We start from the raw sequence: 16493 nt of genomic DNA, 5'->3' as shown, positions 1-16493 counted from the left end.
CAGGGTCTGGCAGTAGGCTGCAGGGCATGTCTGCTCCTCGATTTGGGGGCCCTGGTGCCATCCTCAAGACCACGGCCGTCGCCTCCGCGGGCACGCTCGTCGCGGGCATCGGATACGCGTCGCTGATCGAACGCAATGCGTTCGTCGTACGTGAGGCGACGATGCCGGTACTCTCGCCCGGGTCGTCGCCGCTGAAGGTCCTGCACATCAGCGACATCCACATGCGGCCCGGCCAGCGGCGCAAGCAGGCGTGGCTGCGCGACCTGGCCCGGCTGGAGCCCGATTTCGTCGTCAACACCGGCGACAACCTGTCGCATCCGAAGGCTGTCCCGTCGGTGGTGCAGGCGCTCGGAGATCTGCTGGCGGTGCCGGGGGCGTTCATCTTCGGCAGCAACGACTATTTCGCGCCGAAGCCGAAGAACCCGGCCAATTACCTGACCAAGCCCAACGCTCGTATTCACGGTGAGCCGCTGCCCTGGCAGGATCTGCGCGCGGCCTTCACCGAGCGCGGGTGGCTGGACATGACGCACACGCGGCGGGAATTCGAGGTGGCCGGGCTGGTCATCGCTGCCGCGGGTGTCGACGATCCGCATCTGAAGCGGGACCGCTACGACACGATCGCGGGGCCGGCGAGCCCGGCGGCGAACCTGACGTTGGGGCTGACGCACTCGCCCGAGCCGCGGGTGCTGGATCGCTTCGCCGCTGACGGCTACCAGCTGGTGATGGCCGGCCACACGCACGGCGGGCAGCTGTGTGTGCCGTTCTACGGGGCGATCGTCACCAACTGTGAGCTCGACCGGTCACGGGCCAAGGGTCCGTCACAGTGGGGTGCCCGCACGCAGCTGCATGTGTCCGCCGGGATCGGCACGTCGCCGTACGCGCCGCTGCGGTTCTGCTGCAGGCCTGAGGCGACTTTGCTGACGCTGGTGGCGGCACCGACCGGCGGCTCGGACGTCGGAACCCATGTGGGGCAACAGCATCCGACCGTATCGGCGCGGTGAGCCCGTCGGGCCCGTGCCGCCAGTCGCGGACGTGGGTGGACAACGCGGTTCGGTTGATCGAGGCGGATGCGCGACGCAGCGCTGACACGCATCTGCTGCGGTATCCGCTGCCGTCGAAGTGGTCGGGCGATGTGGATGTCGCGCTGTATCTGAAAGACGAGACGACCCACATCACGGGCAGTCTCAAGCACCGGCTGGCGCGTTCGCTTTTTCTCTATGCGCTGTGCAACGGGTGGATCGGCGAGGACACCACCGTCATCGAGGCGTCGTCGGGTTCGACGGCGGTGTCGGAGGCGTATTTCGCGGCGATGTTGGGGTTGCCGTTCATCGCGGTGATGCCGGCGTCGACGAGTGCATCGAAGGTCGCGCTGATCCAATCACAGGGCGGCCGTTGTCATTTCGTGGAGCAGTCGGCGCAGGTGTACGACGAGGCGCAGCGGCTGGCCGAGGAGACCGGCGGACATTATCTGGATCAGTTCACGAATGCCGAGCGTGCGACGGACTGGCGCGGCAACAACAACATCGCCGAGTCGATCTTCGAGCAGTTGGGCGAGGAGACCCATCCGGTACCGGAGTGGATCGTCGTGGGGGCGGGCACTGGCGGCACGAGCGCGACGATCGGCAGATACATCCGCTACCGCCGCTATCCGACGCAGCTGTGCGTGGTGGACCCGGAGAACTCCGCGTTCTTCCCGTCCTACGAGCGTGACGACCCTGACGTTGTGACAGGAATCTCATCGCGGATCGAAGGGATCGGCAGGCCGCGGGTGGAGCCGTCGTTCTTACCGGGGGTGGTGGACCGGATGGTGTCGGTGCCAGACAGCGCGTCGGTGGCGGCCGCCCATCACGTCAGCCGGGTCCTCGGACGCCGGGTCGGACCGTCGACAGGCACCAACATCTGGGGTGCGTTCGGCTTGCTGGCCGAGATGGTCGCGCAGGGCTGCAGTGGCTCGGTGGTCACGCTGCTCGCCGACAGCGGCGACCGCTACGCGGACACCTACTTCTGCGACGAGTGGCTGACCAGCCACGGCATCGTGCCGTCGGAATCGGCCCTGTCACTGGCCGAGTTCGAGCGTTCCGGTGCCTGGCCCTGAGCCTTGGGGCGCCGCGTCAACGGCACGTCGGAGGTCAGGAACAGCCACAGCGCCGCCAGCGCGAAGAAGCCTAGGTAGATCGATGCGCCCAACCCAGTCATGTCCCGCCTCGTTTCACGTCGTTCGTGCTTTCAGTGTGCATAACGTCACCGACACCTCGGTTCCATCCCGGGGCGTGTCACCTCGGCTGTTCTGTACCCGTTATGCGTTTGGCTTCCACGGGGCCCGGTGCGATACGCTGTCGTGGCTTCACTCGGGGTGTGGCGCAGCTTGGTAGCGTGCTTCGTTCGGGACGAAGAGGTCGTGGGTTCAAATCCCGCCACCCCGACAGAGTGAGCAGGGCCCTGATCCGTTTCGTTCGGTCAGGGCCTTCTCATTTGGCCGGGGTCGGCGCGCCCAGATCCTCGGGTATTTCGTCGGGTCGGTATGCCGGCAGTCTCGACGCAGGCAGGATCGCGACAGCGCTGATGCCGGCCAGGATGAGCAGCCCGAGTTTGAGGGCGCGCAGGCGCGCATCGGTGTTGATCTGTACTGCGGCGTCGACTTCGGCATCGGACGCATCGGTGCCGGCGAGAACGTCGCGCAACTGGTCGTTGCTGACGAAGTTGACCTGGTCGAGATCGACCTGCGCGATGAGCCTGTCGGGGATGGCCACGTCGTTGATGACGGCCCGGCCGACGTTGAGCGACAGGATGCCCACCAGCATGGCGCCTGCGAGCGCGGTACCGACGGCCGACGCGAGGTTCTGGGTGGTGCCGCGCACCGAACCGACGTCTCCGGCGAGCTCTTTGGGCGCGGCGGTCACCAGCACGTTGAAGACGAGCGTGACGAGGGCGCCCTGACCGATGCCGAACACGATCAGCCCGAGGATCGTCGGCAGTGTCTCCCAGTTGTTGGTGACGACGAACGACAACCACACCAGCGCCACGGTCGTCAGCGTGAAGGAGAAGATCCCGATGACGCGCGGACTGAAACGGCTATAGAAGCGCACGACCAGTGTCGCGGTGATGAAGACCGTGAGGTTGAACGGCAGCATGGCCAGCGACGTGTCAAAAGGCGTGCGGCCCTGGACGATCTGGATGTAGAGCGGCACCGTGAAGTTCAGCGCGGCTTCCAGCGACACCACGATGAACATTGCGTAGACGGCCGCACGTTCACGGCCCGACCCCAACACCGACAGGCTCACCAAGGGCACTTTGCCGGTGCGCGTTCGGTGGCGGGTCCACACGAAAAAGCCCTGTCCCAGAATGACTCCCACGATCACCAGGACCGGCGCCGGGGAGAGTCCGAGGATCGCGAAGGGCGCATCCCCGGTGGCCTGGAGCACGCCCCAGCCGTTGAGGTTGTTGAACCCCAGCGTCAGGGACATGATCGCCACGCCGATCAACAGTGCGGCAAGAACGTCGATCTGGACCGACTTGTCGCCCGCTGCCGAGTGCAGCCGGAAGCTGAACAAGAACACCGCGACTGCCAGCGCGAGAACGATCATGAAGACCGGCCGCCAGCCCACGAAAGTGCCGAGGGTTCCCCCGATGAGGAATGCGCTGACGCCGGACAGTGCACGCGCCGAACCCAGCGATCCGACAGCGGTGGCTTGTTGTGCACCACGGTAATTCGCGGCGATCAACGCGACCAGGGACGGCACGATGATGGCCGCCGACGCTCCTGCCACGGCTTGCGCGGCGATCACCCATGCCACCGACGGCGAGAGAATCATCATCAGCGCCGAACCCGCGAACGCTGCGACCACGAACCGGAACACTACGATCCACCCGATCCGCTGGCCGAGTTTCGCACCGACCATCACGAGCGCTGCGACCACAAGGCCGTAGGTGACGATGGCGGTGCTGACCGCGGTCGGGGGCACCCCGAAGTCCTCAACCATCCCCCCGATGGACACGGGCAGTGCGGCGACGTTGAACGACATCAGCATCTGGGCCAGAAACAGGCCCACCATCGGAATCCAGGAGGTGCGCTCGGCACCGGGTGAAGTCGGTTCGACGGTCACGCGTGATCCTTTCGTCCGATCACCGAGGGGTGGGCACTGGACGCGAAGATGTTGAGCCCGAGCACCCGCGACAGGTAGGCCGTGGCACGTTGCCCACGAACGCTGTTGCCTGCCGGATCCAGGGGTGGCGAAAACGTGCCGATGCCCGCCTTGCCGGGGGCGACCGTCACGAGGCCGCCGGCGACCCCGGACTTGCCGGGCAGGCCGATCTCGAAAAGCCATTCACCGGAACGCTCATACGCGCCGTTGGCTGCCAGGATGGCCAGCGTGTCGCGGCATACGTCGGCCGAGACGACGCGCCGCCCGGTCACCGGATTCACGCCGCCGTCGGCCAGCGTCGCCCCCATCACCGCCAGGTCGGCCGCGGTCACTCGTAATGCGCACTGGCGGGTGTAGACGTCGACGACGGCCAGCGGATCCGCATCGATCCGGCCGTAGCTTTCCAGCAGGCGCGCGATCGCACGATTGCGTTGGTTGGTCTCGGTTTCGGACCGGTAGACGGTCTGGTCCATTTCCAGTGGGCGGCCGGCGAACTCGGACAACCCGGATGCGATGGTGTGCCACTGTTCTTCCGGGGTGCTCCCTGTCACGAGCGCCGTGGTGGCGATCGCGCCGGCATTGACCATGGGGTTCATCGGATGGCCGTCGTTGAGTTCGATGGCGATCACCGAGTTGAACGCCAAGCCGGTGTTGTTGACGCCGATGCGCTCGGCGACGACTTCGTGGCCGTAGGTGTCGCACACCAGCGCGTAGACGAACGCCTTCGAGATCGACTGGATGGAGAACTCGACGCCGGCGTCGCCTGCGGTGTGGACGCTGCCGTCGACCTCGGCGACACACACCGAGAACCAATTCGGATCGGCCTGCGCCAGCACCGGAATGTAGTCTGCGACAACGCCGTCGGCATCTGCCCGGCATCGTCGGTAAGCCGCCTCGACCAACGATTCGACCTCAGACCACTGCGGCAGTTCGCCGGTATGCGCCTGTTGCGTGACGTCGCCCACCTCGACATCCATTTCCGAAGCCTATGCAGGTCTTCGGCGGACCGCGTCACGTTCGCGAAGTTCTGGTTGACTTCCGGCATGGGCCTACGGCGACCGACAGCGTGGATATCCGCCTTTTTCGTCGTGGTGCTGGCGGTGTTGCCGACCGCGCCCGCTCACGCCGACACACCGAACTGGTCTGGCCTGGACGCGCGATTCTTCGCCGAGCCGATCCCCGCGCAGGGCACGACGATCGCGTCGGTGCCGTTGGATCCCGCGTTGTCGATCAGCGGGGCAGGTCCGGCCTACCGCGTCCTCTACTCGACGCTCGACCAGCACGACCAGCCGGCTGTGAGCACCGGCGCAGTTTTCCTTCCACCCGGTCCGGCGCCCGAAGGCGGCTTCCCCGTCATCGCGTGGGCGCACGGCACGGTCGGAATGGGCGACGACTGCACCCCCTCGGCGCTGCCCCGGACACCGCGTGACAACGAGTACCTGTCGCACTGGTTGAACGAGGGCTACGCCGTGGTCGCCAGCGACTATGCCGGCCTCGGCACTCCCGGATTGATGAGCTACCTCAACAGCGTGACGACGGCTCACGGCGTCGTCGACTCGGTGGTCGCCGCCCACGACATGGGTCTGCCACTGTCTCCGAAATGGGCGATCGTGGGGCAATCCCAGGGTGGTGGCGCGGCGATCAGCAGTGCCCGCTGGGCCACCGAGTTCAGTGAGGGCACCGGCCTGGACTACCGCGGTGTCGTGGCCACCGGCACGCCCGCCAACATCGACGAATTCATCAAGCACGCGGGGCCCGATCTTCAGCTGCCCGAATTGGGCCCGATTGCCAACGCGTACGCCGCGTACATCATTGCGGCCCTCCGCGAGGTCCGACCGGACCTTGATATCGACAGCGTGCTCAGCCCTGCGGGACTGGACGCAGCTCAGCGCGCTGAGACCGTCTGCGTCCTGCAGCTGTCGGAGCAACTCGCTCGTTTGACGCCGGCTGCGCTGTTCTCGGCGCCGTTGAACACGATCCCGGGGATCGCCGACGCGCTCTACGCGTTCATGGGCACCCCGTCCACCGGGTTCGACCGCCCGATCATCCTGGGTGTCGGGCTGTTGGACCGGGATGTGCCGCCACAGTTGACGCTGGCGTTCTACGACCAACTCGTCGCGAACAACCAGAACGTCACCCTGCGGATCTATCCTGAGGAAGACCACAGCGGCACCGTGCTCGCATCCCTGCCCGACTCCACGCCGTTCCTCAGAAACGTCTTCGTCGGCAACTGATTTCGCGTCACGCAGTTCGCAGCTGCCGCACAGCCGCGACTGACTTGACGACCGCCGCTACGACCGGAGCGCCGAGCACCATGCCCAGCAGGCCGGCCACCGTTCCGCCGACCATCGTGGCCAGTAACACCGCGACCGGGTGAAGACGCAGGGATGACCCGAGAGCCCAGGAGCTGACGACGCTCTGGATGGTGCCGTTGGAGACGACGAATGTCACCCCGACGATGAGTGCCGCGGTCGGCCCACCGGAACCGAACGCGATCAGCACGGCGAACACTCCGGTGATCCACGCCCCGAGGTAGGGGACGAAGGACAAGACGAAGTACAGGATGAAGATGGGGATCACCAGCGGTACGCCGAGAAGGAGCAGCGGCACCATGAAGATCGGCGCGGTGACGAGAGCGGTCACCGCGGTGCCCTCGAAGTAGCCGCGCACGGACTCCCGCGTCGACGCCACCACCGCCGCGACTTCCGCGGCGTCCAGCGCCGTGGTCCGGGCCAGCCAGGCTGGGAACCGGTTGGCATCGCGCAGCGCGAAGAAGAGGAAGAACACCGCCAAGAAGGTCCCCATGACAAGCGAGACCGCACCGTAGAACGTGCTCGTGACCGCACCGAGGATGCCCTGCCCCAGCTGGGGCGCATGCCCTTCGAAGGCGGAGCGGGCGTGCGAAAGCCACTGCGTATCAAGGTCAAGTCCGGCCGCCCACTCAAGCAGGCGGGTCCAGCCGAGCACCAGCTGCCGGTAGATCTCCGGCCATTGCCGCGCGAATCCCACGACCACGAGCGCGATCGAACCGGCCGCGGCGCCGAGTGCGGCCAGCATCGTCGTCACAGTGGCCAGGATGGTGGGAAACCCGATTCGCTGGAGCCCCCGAGACACCGGTTCGAGCACGATCCCGATGATGACCGCGATGACCAACGGGATGAGAACTCCGCTGACCGCGCTCACTGCGACGGCCACCACCGCTGCGAAAGCGATGATGCCGAGCGCTGACCAACAGGTGTGCCCTGCGTGCCGGATCGTGTCCCGCGCTCCCATGCGCGTGATTGTGCCCGACGGTGCCGCACTGGATTGGTGATCGAGACCCCTCCGTGCTGCGGTTAGGGTTCTCGTGACCGCCGAATCGACTGGATGAAACGGAACCTGCGTACCCGTGCTGCCCTCCCGCTCCCGGCTTGAGAGCTGGAATCCCGATTCCCTGACGTTCGCCGGCAAGGCGATCCAGGACCGCGGAAAGGCCGTCGCCGACTCCGTGACGGCGTTGAGCACCAACATCGCGACCATGCCGGAGACGAGAGCGTGGTCCGGAATCGCCCACGACGCGGCCACCCAGATGTTCGGGCGGGCGGACAAACAGACGACAGCCTTCTCGGCCTACACCACGGCTCTCGGAAACGCCCTCTCCGCAGGAGCCGGCAAGATCGGCGGCGCGCGAACGGCGTTGTTGGACAAGGCCGATCAGATCGACATGACGGGCCAGTTGTACGTCAGCGACCAGTGGGTGGTCCTGATCACCGGCGCCAAGATGACCCTCGAAGAGGCGGCCGCTCTTGAGAAGCGGGCCCAGGCCGAACAGGCCACCGTCAACCGACTGCTGTTGGCGGTGGGCGCCGCCGACGATGCGACGGCCGACAGCCTGACCGCCGCTGCGAAGCCGCACGGTTTCGAAGTACCTAATTCCGGAGCGCCAACCGACCCGCTCAGCGTCCCGATTGCGGGTTCTCAGAGACCGGGAGACGAGGTCCCCAATCCGTCCAACCCTGTCGGCATGATGCAGCAGGCAACGCTTCGGGACGCCGACATGTCCCAGACTGTCCGCGATTCCAAGACCGAGACGACGTACGACCCTGCGACCGGCGAGGAAACATCTACGACGACGACCGTCTACATGCAGGACGGAAGTCGTCACGAGCGGACGGTCGACGCCCGACCTAACTTTCCCGATCGAGGGCCGACCACCACCAATACGCATTACAGCAAAGACGGCAAGATGATCACCGAGACCAGCTCGACCACATTCAACGATCTGGGCGACCACAGCCTGAAGAACGCGCACGTGGACACCATCAAGATGGCCGACGGAACCGTCGTCACGGTCATCGAACGCGCGAACGGCAGCAAGTCCGCCAGCATTTTGACGCCGGATGGCCGCACAGCAGACGTTCCACACGAGTTCTTCTCCAACCCCGTCATGACGGGTGTCGACGCGACCATAACGGGGCTGGGGGCGCAGGCCGAGCGCGGTATCCCGCGTCTCACCGACGAAGCCCTCGAGCACATCAAAGTCGGCACCAAGTATGGTGGCCCGGCGCTCGGCGTCGCCCAGTCTCTGTGGAGTGTGGCCGTTGCAGACTCCGGGTTTGAGAGATGCGTAGCCGCAGCAGAAGGGGCCACATCGTTCACGACAGGTACCCTCGCCGGTCTGGCGACCGCGGAGGCGGGACCCTGGGTGGCCGTACCGGTAGCCATCGTCGCCTCGGAAGGCGGTACTGCGCTCGGAAACTGGATTGGAAACACGTTTTGTCCGCGATGAGAAGTCCGGTACGACCGATCCTGCTGGCCGTCGCCGTCGGTGGCATTGGTGTCTTCACTGGCTACTGGTCAGTGGCGTGGGCACTCCGCGGGAGCTATGTAACTGCGTTGATCATGCTGGCTGTGGCGATATGGGGCCTGGGCTTCGCCGCGTTCTATCTGTGCACTGCCCTCGGCGCAGCTACCCCGCGAACTGACAGCAGCTCGGCGGGCACCCTGTTGCGCCCAGGATTGTTTGTGGACATAGTCACCGTGGTGCCCATCGCAGCGATCACCATCGCTGCGGCCATGTATCTCGTCCTATCGCCTTTCGGCCTCGTCGACTACAGCCCGTCCGGAATCGCGCGTGGCATTCCCCTTATCTTCGTGGCCTTTCTGGTTCTCGGCGTCACGACTCTCTACCGGATGGTCAAACACAAAGGCGGAGGACACCTGCGACTCGACCCAGCGGGCTTCGAAGTGTGGAACAGCCACTGGAACTCATTCAGAGGCGGTACATGGGACGAGATCGAACAGATCCTCGACCACAAACCCAACGGCGGCAAGCCATTCAACAAGCTAGTGGTGTTTGTTCCGTCAAAGGGCGCGAACGCGGTGCTGTACTCCGACGCCATCACGTCCGACAGCGACGCCCTACTCACGTGGATCCGGTTCTATTGGGAACACCCGGAGTACCGCGACGAGCTTGTCGACGATCGGGGCTTGCAGCGCCTCAGCGACGAGAAGTTCACCCCCGAGCGATGAGTGGGCCTGCACGCGCGATCGTGCTGGCGTTGTTGCTCGCCGGGTTCGGCGTCTTCTCCAGCGTGTGGACAGTCAACTGGCTCGTGCGGGGAAGCTACGTGACGGCAGCTCTGATTGGCTTGCTGACGATATGGGCGTTCGGATACGCGGCGTACTTCGTCATCACGGCACTGGGTGCGCCAAATCCGCGAACGGACAGCGGTGCACACGGCGTACTCCTGCGGCCAGGGATAGCTCTGGACGTCGTGAACTTCGTCCCCGCCGCGGCGATCTCTCTTGCAGCGGCGCTCTATCTGATCTTCTCGCGGTTCGACATGATCGACTACACCCCGGCCGGTATCCAGCGAGTAACCGTGCCTGCCGGTTGCGTGGCGCTGCTGCTATTCAGCGCGCCGACCATGTATCGCCGATTCAAGTACAAAGGCGGCGGGCATCTTCGTCTCGATCCGGCCGGCTTCGAGGTCTGGAACGGTCAGTGGGGATCGCTCAAGCATGGGGCTTGGGACGAGGTCGAGGAGATCCTGGACCACCCGATCAAGGGAAAAGCGTTCAACAGGGTCATCGTTTTCGTCTTGGCTGATGGGTCTTCGGCGACGTTGATGGCCGACACCATCATCAGCGACTTCGAGCCCCTCTACGAATGGGTCCGGTTTTATTGGGAGCACCCGGAGTATCGCGGCGAGCTCGTCGATGACCGAGCCTTCCAGCGCCTCCGTGGGGGAAACTTCACCACCGGGTGACGTCGGCGATCATTCCGTTGACGTACGCGGTCAACGTCTCGACGTCGACCGGTTCGGCGTTTTCGGTATCTCCCGCATCGAAGAGGTAGTCGCCGTCGGCGTGGACCTGGGCCCACTGCAGGGCCGGGAGGGCGGGATCGGTGCCCCACTGCCGTGCCGCCTGGCTTCGCGCCTGGACCGTGCCGGTCGCGACGACGTCGCGCACGCTCACCTGAGGGACCGACACGTCGGTGGGTGCTGCCAGGAAGTCGAGATCGCCATAGCCGTCGGGCTCGGAAACAGGGCGCGTCACCGCGATGCGCGGGTGCGCGCCCGCGCCGACGAGCCCGACCGATTCGGCGACTACCGCACCCACCAGGTCCGGCGACACCGCGTAGATGTCCACGACGTCGACCCCGTCGCCGTCGCTGCCCTGCATCGCGACAAACGCCGTCTCGCCTGCGCTCACCGTGTGCAACCGGAGATCGGGAGTGTCCGCATCGACGTGATGCACCCGGCATTCCACACAGACATCGGCGCGCACCAGGGCTTCCACCCAGGCCCGGATGCCGCGAAGGTCGCCGTCGGCGAGTCGTTCGTCGATCGGCGCGACGTCGCGGCTCGCAAGCCACACCGACCCGACAGGACGGCTCCGGCCAAGCGGATACGGCAAGACATCGCGGCCGTACTGTTCGCACGCCGATTCCAGATCGACCACCGCGACGGTGCCCAACAGTTCAGACCAGATCGATTCCGGAAGACTCGGCCGACGCGTCATGGTTCCCATTGTCTCGTCACCCACCGATGAGTCCGTGCGCCAATTACGGTCAGAATCGACATGACAGAAGAGTTCGTCGCCGCGAAGGCCGTCATCGGCGCCTCGGCCGAGACCGTGTTCGACCTGCTGGCCGACCCCTCCACCCACGGCGCGATCGACGGCACCGGATGGGTGCAACAGCCCGTCGACCGTGACCGCCTGACGGACATCGGCCAAATCTTCCGAATGGGCATGTATCACGACGGCCACCCGAACAAGCACTACGAGATGTCGAACCGGATCGAGGTGCTGGACCGGCCCCGCGCCATCGCGTGGATGCCGGGAGCGCAACCCCGGCACATTCCGGGTCGCGACGCCTCCGAGGGGGACACCGTCGAATACGGCGGCTGGATCTGGCGCTACGACCTCGTACCGGCCGGAACCGACCGCACGCACGTCACGCTGACCTACGACTGGTCCGGCGTACAGGACCCCGATATCGAGTTCCCGCCGTTCGACCCCGTGCACCTGGACAACTCGTTGCAGCATCTGGCGGAACTGGCCGAGAGCGCCTAGGCGGGTCAGCACCGGCCTGTCGGTGCGCTGCGGCACGATATCGGCATGCTTCCGGGTGACGACTCCTCGCTGCGCAAGGCGCGCGGTGCGTTCTTCACCCCGGCGCCCGTGGCGCGCTTCCTCGCCGACTGGGCCGTCCGGCACCCCGGCCACGCCGTCCTCGAGCCGTCCTGCGGAGAGGCGGTGTTCCTGCACGAGGTCGGCCGGCGCGGCCACGACGGCCCGCTTGTCGGCGTCGAGATCCACACCGAGTCCGCCGCGGCTTCCGAACGCAGCCTCCGCTCCGGCGGCATAGCGGCCACCATCCACGCGCGGGACTTCTTCTGCCACACCGAGTTCGGCACCTACGATGCCGTGATCGGCAACCCGCCGTACGTCCGCTACCAGGATTTCACCGGGGAGTCGCGCACCCGTGCCCGCGAGGCTGCGCTGCGTGCGGGCGTCACACTGTCCAACCTCGCGTCGTCGTGGGCGGCGTTCACCGTGCACTCGGCCCTGCACCTCAAGCCGGGCGGGCGGCTCGGGTTGGTGCTGCCCGCGGAGCTGCTCAGCGTCAACTACGCCTCCGGCGTGCGCCAGTTCCTGATGGATCATTTCGCGTCCGTCGGTCTCGTGTTGTTCGACGAACGCGTGTTCCCCGGGGTTCTCGAGGAAGTCGTGCTGCTCCTCGCGGACGGCTTCACCCCCGCGGGGGGCAGCGGCGCCACCCATATGCAGCTGTCGCAGGTGAAGGACGCCGACGCGCTCGACCGCGACACCGCGACGCGGCGCTGGACACCACCGGCCAACGGCGCCAAGTGGTCGGCCGGGTTGATGTCGGCGGCAGGCCTGTCGGCGTTCGACGCCGTCGTCCGCGGCGAGGCGTTCACGTTCCTCGAAACCTGGGGTGACACGACCTTGGGGATGGTGACGGGCAGCAATCGGTTCTTCACGCTGTCCCCCGCCAAGGTCGAGGCGCTTGGGCTGGCCGAATCAGACATCATCACGCTGTCGCCTCCCGGGTCCCGCCACCTCCGCGGCCTCGGCCTGACCGAGCAGTCGCTGCAGGGGCTCGGGCAGGAAGGCCTCGCAACGTACCTCTTCCGTCCGGCGCAGCAGCCGTCGGCGGCCGGTTGGCACTACATCCGCTCCGGCGAGGACCTCGACGTACATCAGGCCTACAAGTGCCGTGTCCGAAACCCTTGGTGGCGTGTGCCGTATCTGCGTCCGGCCGATCTGTTCCTGACGTACATGAACGCCGACACCCCGCGCCTGACGAGCAACCGCGCGCGGGCACACCATCTGAACTCGGTGCACGGCGTGTACCTGCGCGACGAGGTGCGCCGCGACGGGATGAACCTTCTGCCGCTCGCGTCGCTGAACTCGGTGACCCTGCTGGGCGCCGAGACGGTGGGCCGCGCCTACGGTGGGGGGATGCTGAAGATCGAGCCGCGCGAGGCCGACGTGCTGCCGGTGCCGTCGCCGGATCTGGTTCGGCGCACCGCCGATCAGCTGCGCAGCGTGAAGCCTGCGGTGGCGGCCCGGCTGCGTGACGGTCGGCTGCTCGATGCCGTGGCCCTCGTCGACGAGGCCCTTCTGATCGGATCGATGACGGTGACCGAGCGGCAGCTGCGCGCCATCCGCCGGGACCACACCAGCCTCACCGCCCGCCGCATCGCCCGGGGAAAAGCCCACGGTGCCAAGTAAACCCAGCTCGAAGTCGCTCGCCTGGCCGCTGTTCGACGCGATCGTCGACCGGTCCGCCCTGAAGGACGTCAACCCGTGGCAGGCCGACGGGTTCGCCCCGGACTACGACGCGCTGCGCAAGCTGCTGGCCGTCCCGATCCTTCTCGGCGCCGAAAGTCGTTCCGGTGTACCTGCACTCGCGCTCGACGTGTGGGTCGCCTATGAGCTGCGACGCGCCGGCCTCGACCCCGACGCGGTGTGGCCCCGGGCCGAGGCTCCCCGCGTCGTCGACCGCGACGTGCTGAACTTCGTGAAGTCGATCCCCAAGGCCGCACGCAAGGAGCTCATGGAGCGGCTCCGGGCCGGCGGAGGCATTGGCGCCGCATCCGCCAACATCGCCGGCAAGAACTACTTCAAACAGGTCGATGTGATCATGTCGTCGTGGCAGACGGGTCCGGAGCTGCTCATTTCGACGAAGCGGATGGACTCGTCGTTCGGCAAGAACGCCGCCAACCGCGTCGAGGAGTCCTACGGAGACGCGAAGAACCTCGCGCTGCGTCATCCGCTGGCTGCGCTCGGTTTCATGTACTCGTTGCGCTCGACCGCCTATTCGGAGGAGCGCAGACAGTTCGACTGGATCGTCGACCTTCTGATCAAGCTGGGCCGTGAAGACGACGCGTACGACGCGTGCGCGCTCGTCGTGCCCGAATGGGAGGGCGACGCACCGCCGGACGGGCCTCCGGCCGCCGACGACGCAGTCATCGAGCCGTACCTTTTCGACATCGACGAGCCCGACGACAGGGACGCACCTACGGTTGACGTCTCCGCGCAGCTCGCAGCGCTGCCGGAGGTGACCCTGCGGACCGACCTGGTGCCCGCCGAGCTCAGCCCCGCCCGATTCTTCGCGCGGATGCTGACGATCGTCCTGGACAACTCGAACATCACCCAACACGAGGAGGCTCGTCTGCGCCGCAGTCAAGTTGTCGGCTAGGGTCTGGCAGTCGTGCACACGGGACTCGACGAGACTGCGCGGCGGCTCCGCCGGGCGCGCCGCCGGTGGACCGTCATCGCGATCTGCTCGTCGCTGTTCTTCGTGGCGGTCTACCTTCTCGCGGTCCGCACCTCCACCGGTCAGGCAGTCGAGAACGCTGCGCTCAATGGTGCCGAACAAGTGGGCGAGCGCGCGTATCTGGCTGCGAGCAAAGCCCTGAGCACCATCACGTATACATCGCTGGCGGTGGCGACGTTGGGTGTCGGCGCGATCGGGCTGCTGCGCCGCCAAGTCCATCTCGCGGTGGCCGCGATGGCCGTGATCCTCGGCAGTCAGGCGGTCACCCAAATTCTGAAATATGTTGTGCTGCAACGACCTGAACTGCTGTCCACCAACGAGTATCTGGAGAATACGCTTCCGAGCGGGCATACGACGGCGGCCATGTCGGTGTTGTTCGCCACGCTGATCGTGGTGCCGTACCGTTTTCGAGGCATCGCGATGTTCTTCGCGCTCACGTGGGCGGTCGGCATCGGGGCCTACACCGTGATCGCGCGCTGGCACCGTCTCTCGGATGTCTTGTCCGCGGATGCGGTCACTCTCGTCGTAGCATGCGGCGCAGCACATTTCCTCGCCCGCACCGACCGAATCCGGGCGGTGGTGTCCCCGGGGGCGGCTCGGTTCACACTGCGCACCGTCTTCGTCACGGTCGTCGCCCTTGTTGGCACGGTGAGCCTCGCACTGGGTAGCGTGTCACTCATTGCTGCCGTCGATGAGCGCATCGACGGCGATGTCGAGTGGCAGTTGTTCCTCAGCGCCCAGTGGGTCGCGGCCGCCGGATCGATCTTCGCGGCGCTGCTGTTCTGGTGGACGTGGCACCGCTTGGAAACCAAGCGCCGAGGTGATCCCGTCGACGCGCGCTGATCACGCAGTGGGCTCGTCGGCGTCCTTGTTGACGTCTGGGGTGTCGTCGGTTGCGCGCCGCTCGACGTCCTTGTCGTCGGCGTCTGTGCTCTGCTTCTCGTCGTCGTAGATTCCCTTGCCGCGGGTCATGAGGTCCTCTCTCAGTGCGATGCGGAGCGGAGCTTGTCGAGCAGCGGCCCTGCTGCCTCTTCCAGGAACGCGTCCTGGCTGTCGCCACCGACTTGGACGAGCGCGATGTCGGTGAAGCCGGCTTCCCAGTACTCGCGCACCGACTCGACGATGGCATCGAGGTCGGGGCCGCACGGGATGGACTCGGCGACGTCTTCTTTGCGGACGAATTGCGTCGCACCGTCGAATCCGGCAGTGGTCGGCAGATCGGCATTCACGGCCCAGCCGCCGGCGAACCACCGAAACTGGTCATGGGCGCGATCGATCGCTGCGTCGCGATCGGGATCCCAGCAGATGGGGATCTGCCCGATCACGCGGACGTCGCCCGGCAGTCCGGTGGCGCGCCGCGCCTCGTGCCAGCCGTCGACAACGTCTTTGTCGGGTTGGACGGCGATGAGGTGGTCGGCCAGCGGGGCGAACGTCTCGACCGACCGGTCGCCGGAGACGGCAGCCGCGATGGGCAGGGGGACATCGGGGACGTCCCAGAGCCGGGCCGAATCGACCTGGAAGTACTCGCCTTTGAAATCGACGATGTCACCGCTTTGCAGTTCGCGGATGATCTGGATGGCCTCGCGCAGCATCTCCTGTCGCCGCGCGACGGTCGGCCATCCTTCACCGACGACATGCTCATTGAGGTTCTCTCCGCTGCCGAGTCCCAGCGTGAAACGGCCATCGGCAAGGATCTGGGTTGTCGCGGCTTTCTGGGCGACGATCGCCGGGTGATAACGGAACGTCGGGCACGTCACGTAGGTCATGAGTTCGACGCGGTCGGTCGCGTGGGCGACAGCGCCCAGCACCGACCACGCGTACGGCGCATGCCCCTGCGAGGACAGCCACGGGAAGTAGTGGTCGCTGGAAACCTCGAAGTCGAACCCCACATTTTCTGCCGATATCGCATAGCGGACAAGCTCTTTCGGTCCGCTTTGCTCGGTCATCAGGGTGTAGCCGAAACGCGTCATAGGGTTCGGGTACCCGGGCTGGTCGGCGCAAAACGATACTGATCTCTGGACGTCTACTGATCTTGATAGATACCGTTGTGGCCA

The 16493-nt window shown here is 66.1% G+C and carries 16 protein-coding genes and 1 tRNA gene; 11 read left to right on the top strand and 6 right to left on the bottom strand.

Annotated elements, in window-relative coordinates; translation table 11 throughout:
• Positions 1–26: 26 nt before the first annotated feature.
• The 3 genes from P9A17_RS11480 to P9A17_RS11470 all read left to right on the top strand — a co-directional run bounded on the left by P9A17_RS11480 (position 27) and on the right by P9A17_RS11470 (position 2423).
• On the top strand, positions 27–1001 hold the full coding sequence (locus P9A17_RS11480) for a metallophosphoesterase (protein WP_278038770.1): 975 nt from the start codon (positions 27–29) through the stop codon (positions 999–1001).
• Positions 998–2095, top strand: a complete 1098-nt coding sequence (locus P9A17_RS11475; RefSeq protein ID WP_278038769.1) for a PLP-dependent cysteine synthase family protein — start codon at positions 998–1000, stop codon at positions 2093–2095. Before P9A17_RS11480 ends, P9A17_RS11475 begins: the two co-directional genes overlap by 4 nt.
• A gap of 254 nt (positions 2096–2349) precedes the next feature.
• Positions 2350–2423 (top strand) — tRNA-Pro (locus P9A17_RS11470).
• Between the two features lie 45 nt (positions 2424–2468).
• Here the strand turns inward: P9A17_RS11470 and P9A17_RS11465 are convergent.
• Together P9A17_RS11465 and glsA are read right to left on the bottom strand one after the other, a co-directional pair.
• Positions 2469–4103 carry an MFS transporter gene (locus P9A17_RS11465; RefSeq protein WP_278038768.1) on the bottom strand — a complete coding sequence of 545 codons (1635 nt, stop codon included), beginning with the start codon at positions 4101–4103 and terminating at the stop codon, positions 2469–2471.
• Positions 4100–5119 (bottom strand): glutaminase A, encoded by a 1020-nt coding sequence (gene glsA / locus P9A17_RS11460; protein ID WP_278038767.1) that lies wholly within the window; start codon positions 5117–5119, stop codon positions 4100–4102. Before glsA ends, P9A17_RS11465 begins: the two co-directional genes overlap by 4 nt.
• A gap of 66 nt (positions 5120–5185) precedes the next feature.
• Here glsA and P9A17_RS11455 point away from each other — a divergent pair, with 66 nt between their 5' ends.
• A complete protein-coding gene (locus P9A17_RS11455; protein ID WP_278038766.1) occupies positions 5186–6376 on the top strand; it encodes a prolyl oligopeptidase family serine peptidase in 1191 nt (396 codons plus the stop codon).
• Between the two features lie 7 nt (positions 6377–6383).
• Here the strand turns inward: P9A17_RS11455 and P9A17_RS11450 are convergent, their stop codons facing one another.
• Positions 6384–7415 (bottom strand): AI-2E family transporter, encoded by a 1032-nt coding sequence (locus P9A17_RS11450; protein WP_278038765.1) that lies wholly within the window; start codon positions 7413–7415, stop codon positions 6384–6386.
• Between the two features lie 115 nt (positions 7416–7530).
• Between P9A17_RS11450 and P9A17_RS11445 the strand changes: the two genes are divergently transcribed.
• Genes P9A17_RS11445 through P9A17_RS11435 form a run of 3 tightly spaced genes read left to right on the top strand, consistent with a single transcriptional unit; the run spans position 7531 to position 10393 of the window.
• Positions 7531–8910, top strand: a complete 1380-nt coding sequence (locus P9A17_RS11445) for a hypothetical protein (protein ID WP_278038764.1) — start codon at positions 7531–7533, stop codon at positions 8908–8910.
• Complete coding sequence (locus P9A17_RS11440; protein ID WP_278038763.1) at positions 8907–9653, top strand: hypothetical protein; 747 nt, start codon at positions 8907–8909, stop codon at positions 9651–9653. The genes P9A17_RS11445 and P9A17_RS11440 overlap by 4 nt, the downstream gene beginning before the upstream one ends.
• A complete protein-coding gene (locus tag P9A17_RS11435; protein WP_278038762.1) occupies positions 9650–10393 on the top strand; it encodes a hypothetical protein in 744 nt (247 codons plus the stop codon). Before P9A17_RS11440 ends, P9A17_RS11435 begins: the two co-directional genes overlap by 4 nt.
• Here the strand turns inward: P9A17_RS11435 and P9A17_RS11430 are convergent.
• Positions 10380–11150: an ESX secretion-associated protein EspG gene (locus P9A17_RS11430; protein WP_278038761.1), complete on the bottom strand. Its 771-nt coding sequence runs from the start codon at positions 11148–11150 to the stop codon at positions 10380–10382. The genes P9A17_RS11435 and P9A17_RS11430 overlap by 14 nt on opposite strands.
• A gap of 60 nt (positions 11151–11210) precedes the next feature.
• Between P9A17_RS11430 and P9A17_RS11425 the strand changes: the two genes are divergently transcribed.
• Genes P9A17_RS11425 through P9A17_RS11410 form a run of 4 tightly spaced genes read left to right on the top strand, consistent with a single transcriptional unit; the run spans position 11211 to position 15282 of the window.
• The gene (locus P9A17_RS11425) at positions 11211–11705 is read left to right on the top strand and encodes a polyketide cyclase (protein ID WP_278038760.1); all 495 of its coding nucleotides are present in this window, start codon (positions 11211–11213) and stop codon (positions 11703–11705) included.
• A 45-nt stretch (positions 11706–11750) separates the two neighbouring features.
• Positions 11751–13391 (top strand): N-6 DNA methylase, encoded by a 1641-nt coding sequence (locus tag P9A17_RS11420; RefSeq protein WP_278038759.1) that lies wholly within the window; start codon positions 11751–11753, stop codon positions 13389–13391.
• Complete coding sequence (locus P9A17_RS11415) at positions 13381–14361, top strand: hypothetical protein (RefSeq protein WP_278038758.1); 981 nt, start codon at positions 13381–13383, stop codon at positions 14359–14361. The genes P9A17_RS11420 and P9A17_RS11415 overlap by 11 nt, the downstream gene beginning before the upstream one ends.
• 12 nt (positions 14362–14373) lie before the next feature.
• On the top strand, positions 14374–15282 hold the full coding sequence (locus P9A17_RS11410; RefSeq protein ID WP_278038757.1) for a phosphatase PAP2 family protein: 909 nt from the start codon (positions 14374–14376) through the stop codon (positions 15280–15282).
• Here the strand turns inward: P9A17_RS11410 and P9A17_RS11405 are convergent, their stop codons facing one another.
• Positions 15283–15411, bottom strand: a complete 129-nt coding sequence (locus tag P9A17_RS11405) for a hypothetical protein (protein WP_278038756.1) — start codon at positions 15409–15411, stop codon at positions 15283–15285. It lies immediately after the preceding gene.
• An 11-nt stretch (positions 15412–15422) separates the two neighbouring features.
• Positions 15423–16409, bottom strand: coding sequence for an LLM class F420-dependent oxidoreductase (locus tag P9A17_RS11400; protein WP_278038755.1), 987 nt, complete (start codon positions 16407–16409; stop codon positions 15423–15425).
• Positions 16410–16493 lie beyond the last annotated feature (84 nt).

Source organism: Mycobacterium sp. 236(2023), from assembly GCF_029623955.1.
Lineage (GTDB): Bacteria > Actinomycetota > Actinomycetes > Mycobacteriales > Mycobacteriaceae > Mycobacterium.
This window is presented reverse-complemented; position numbering and strand designations above follow the sequence as displayed.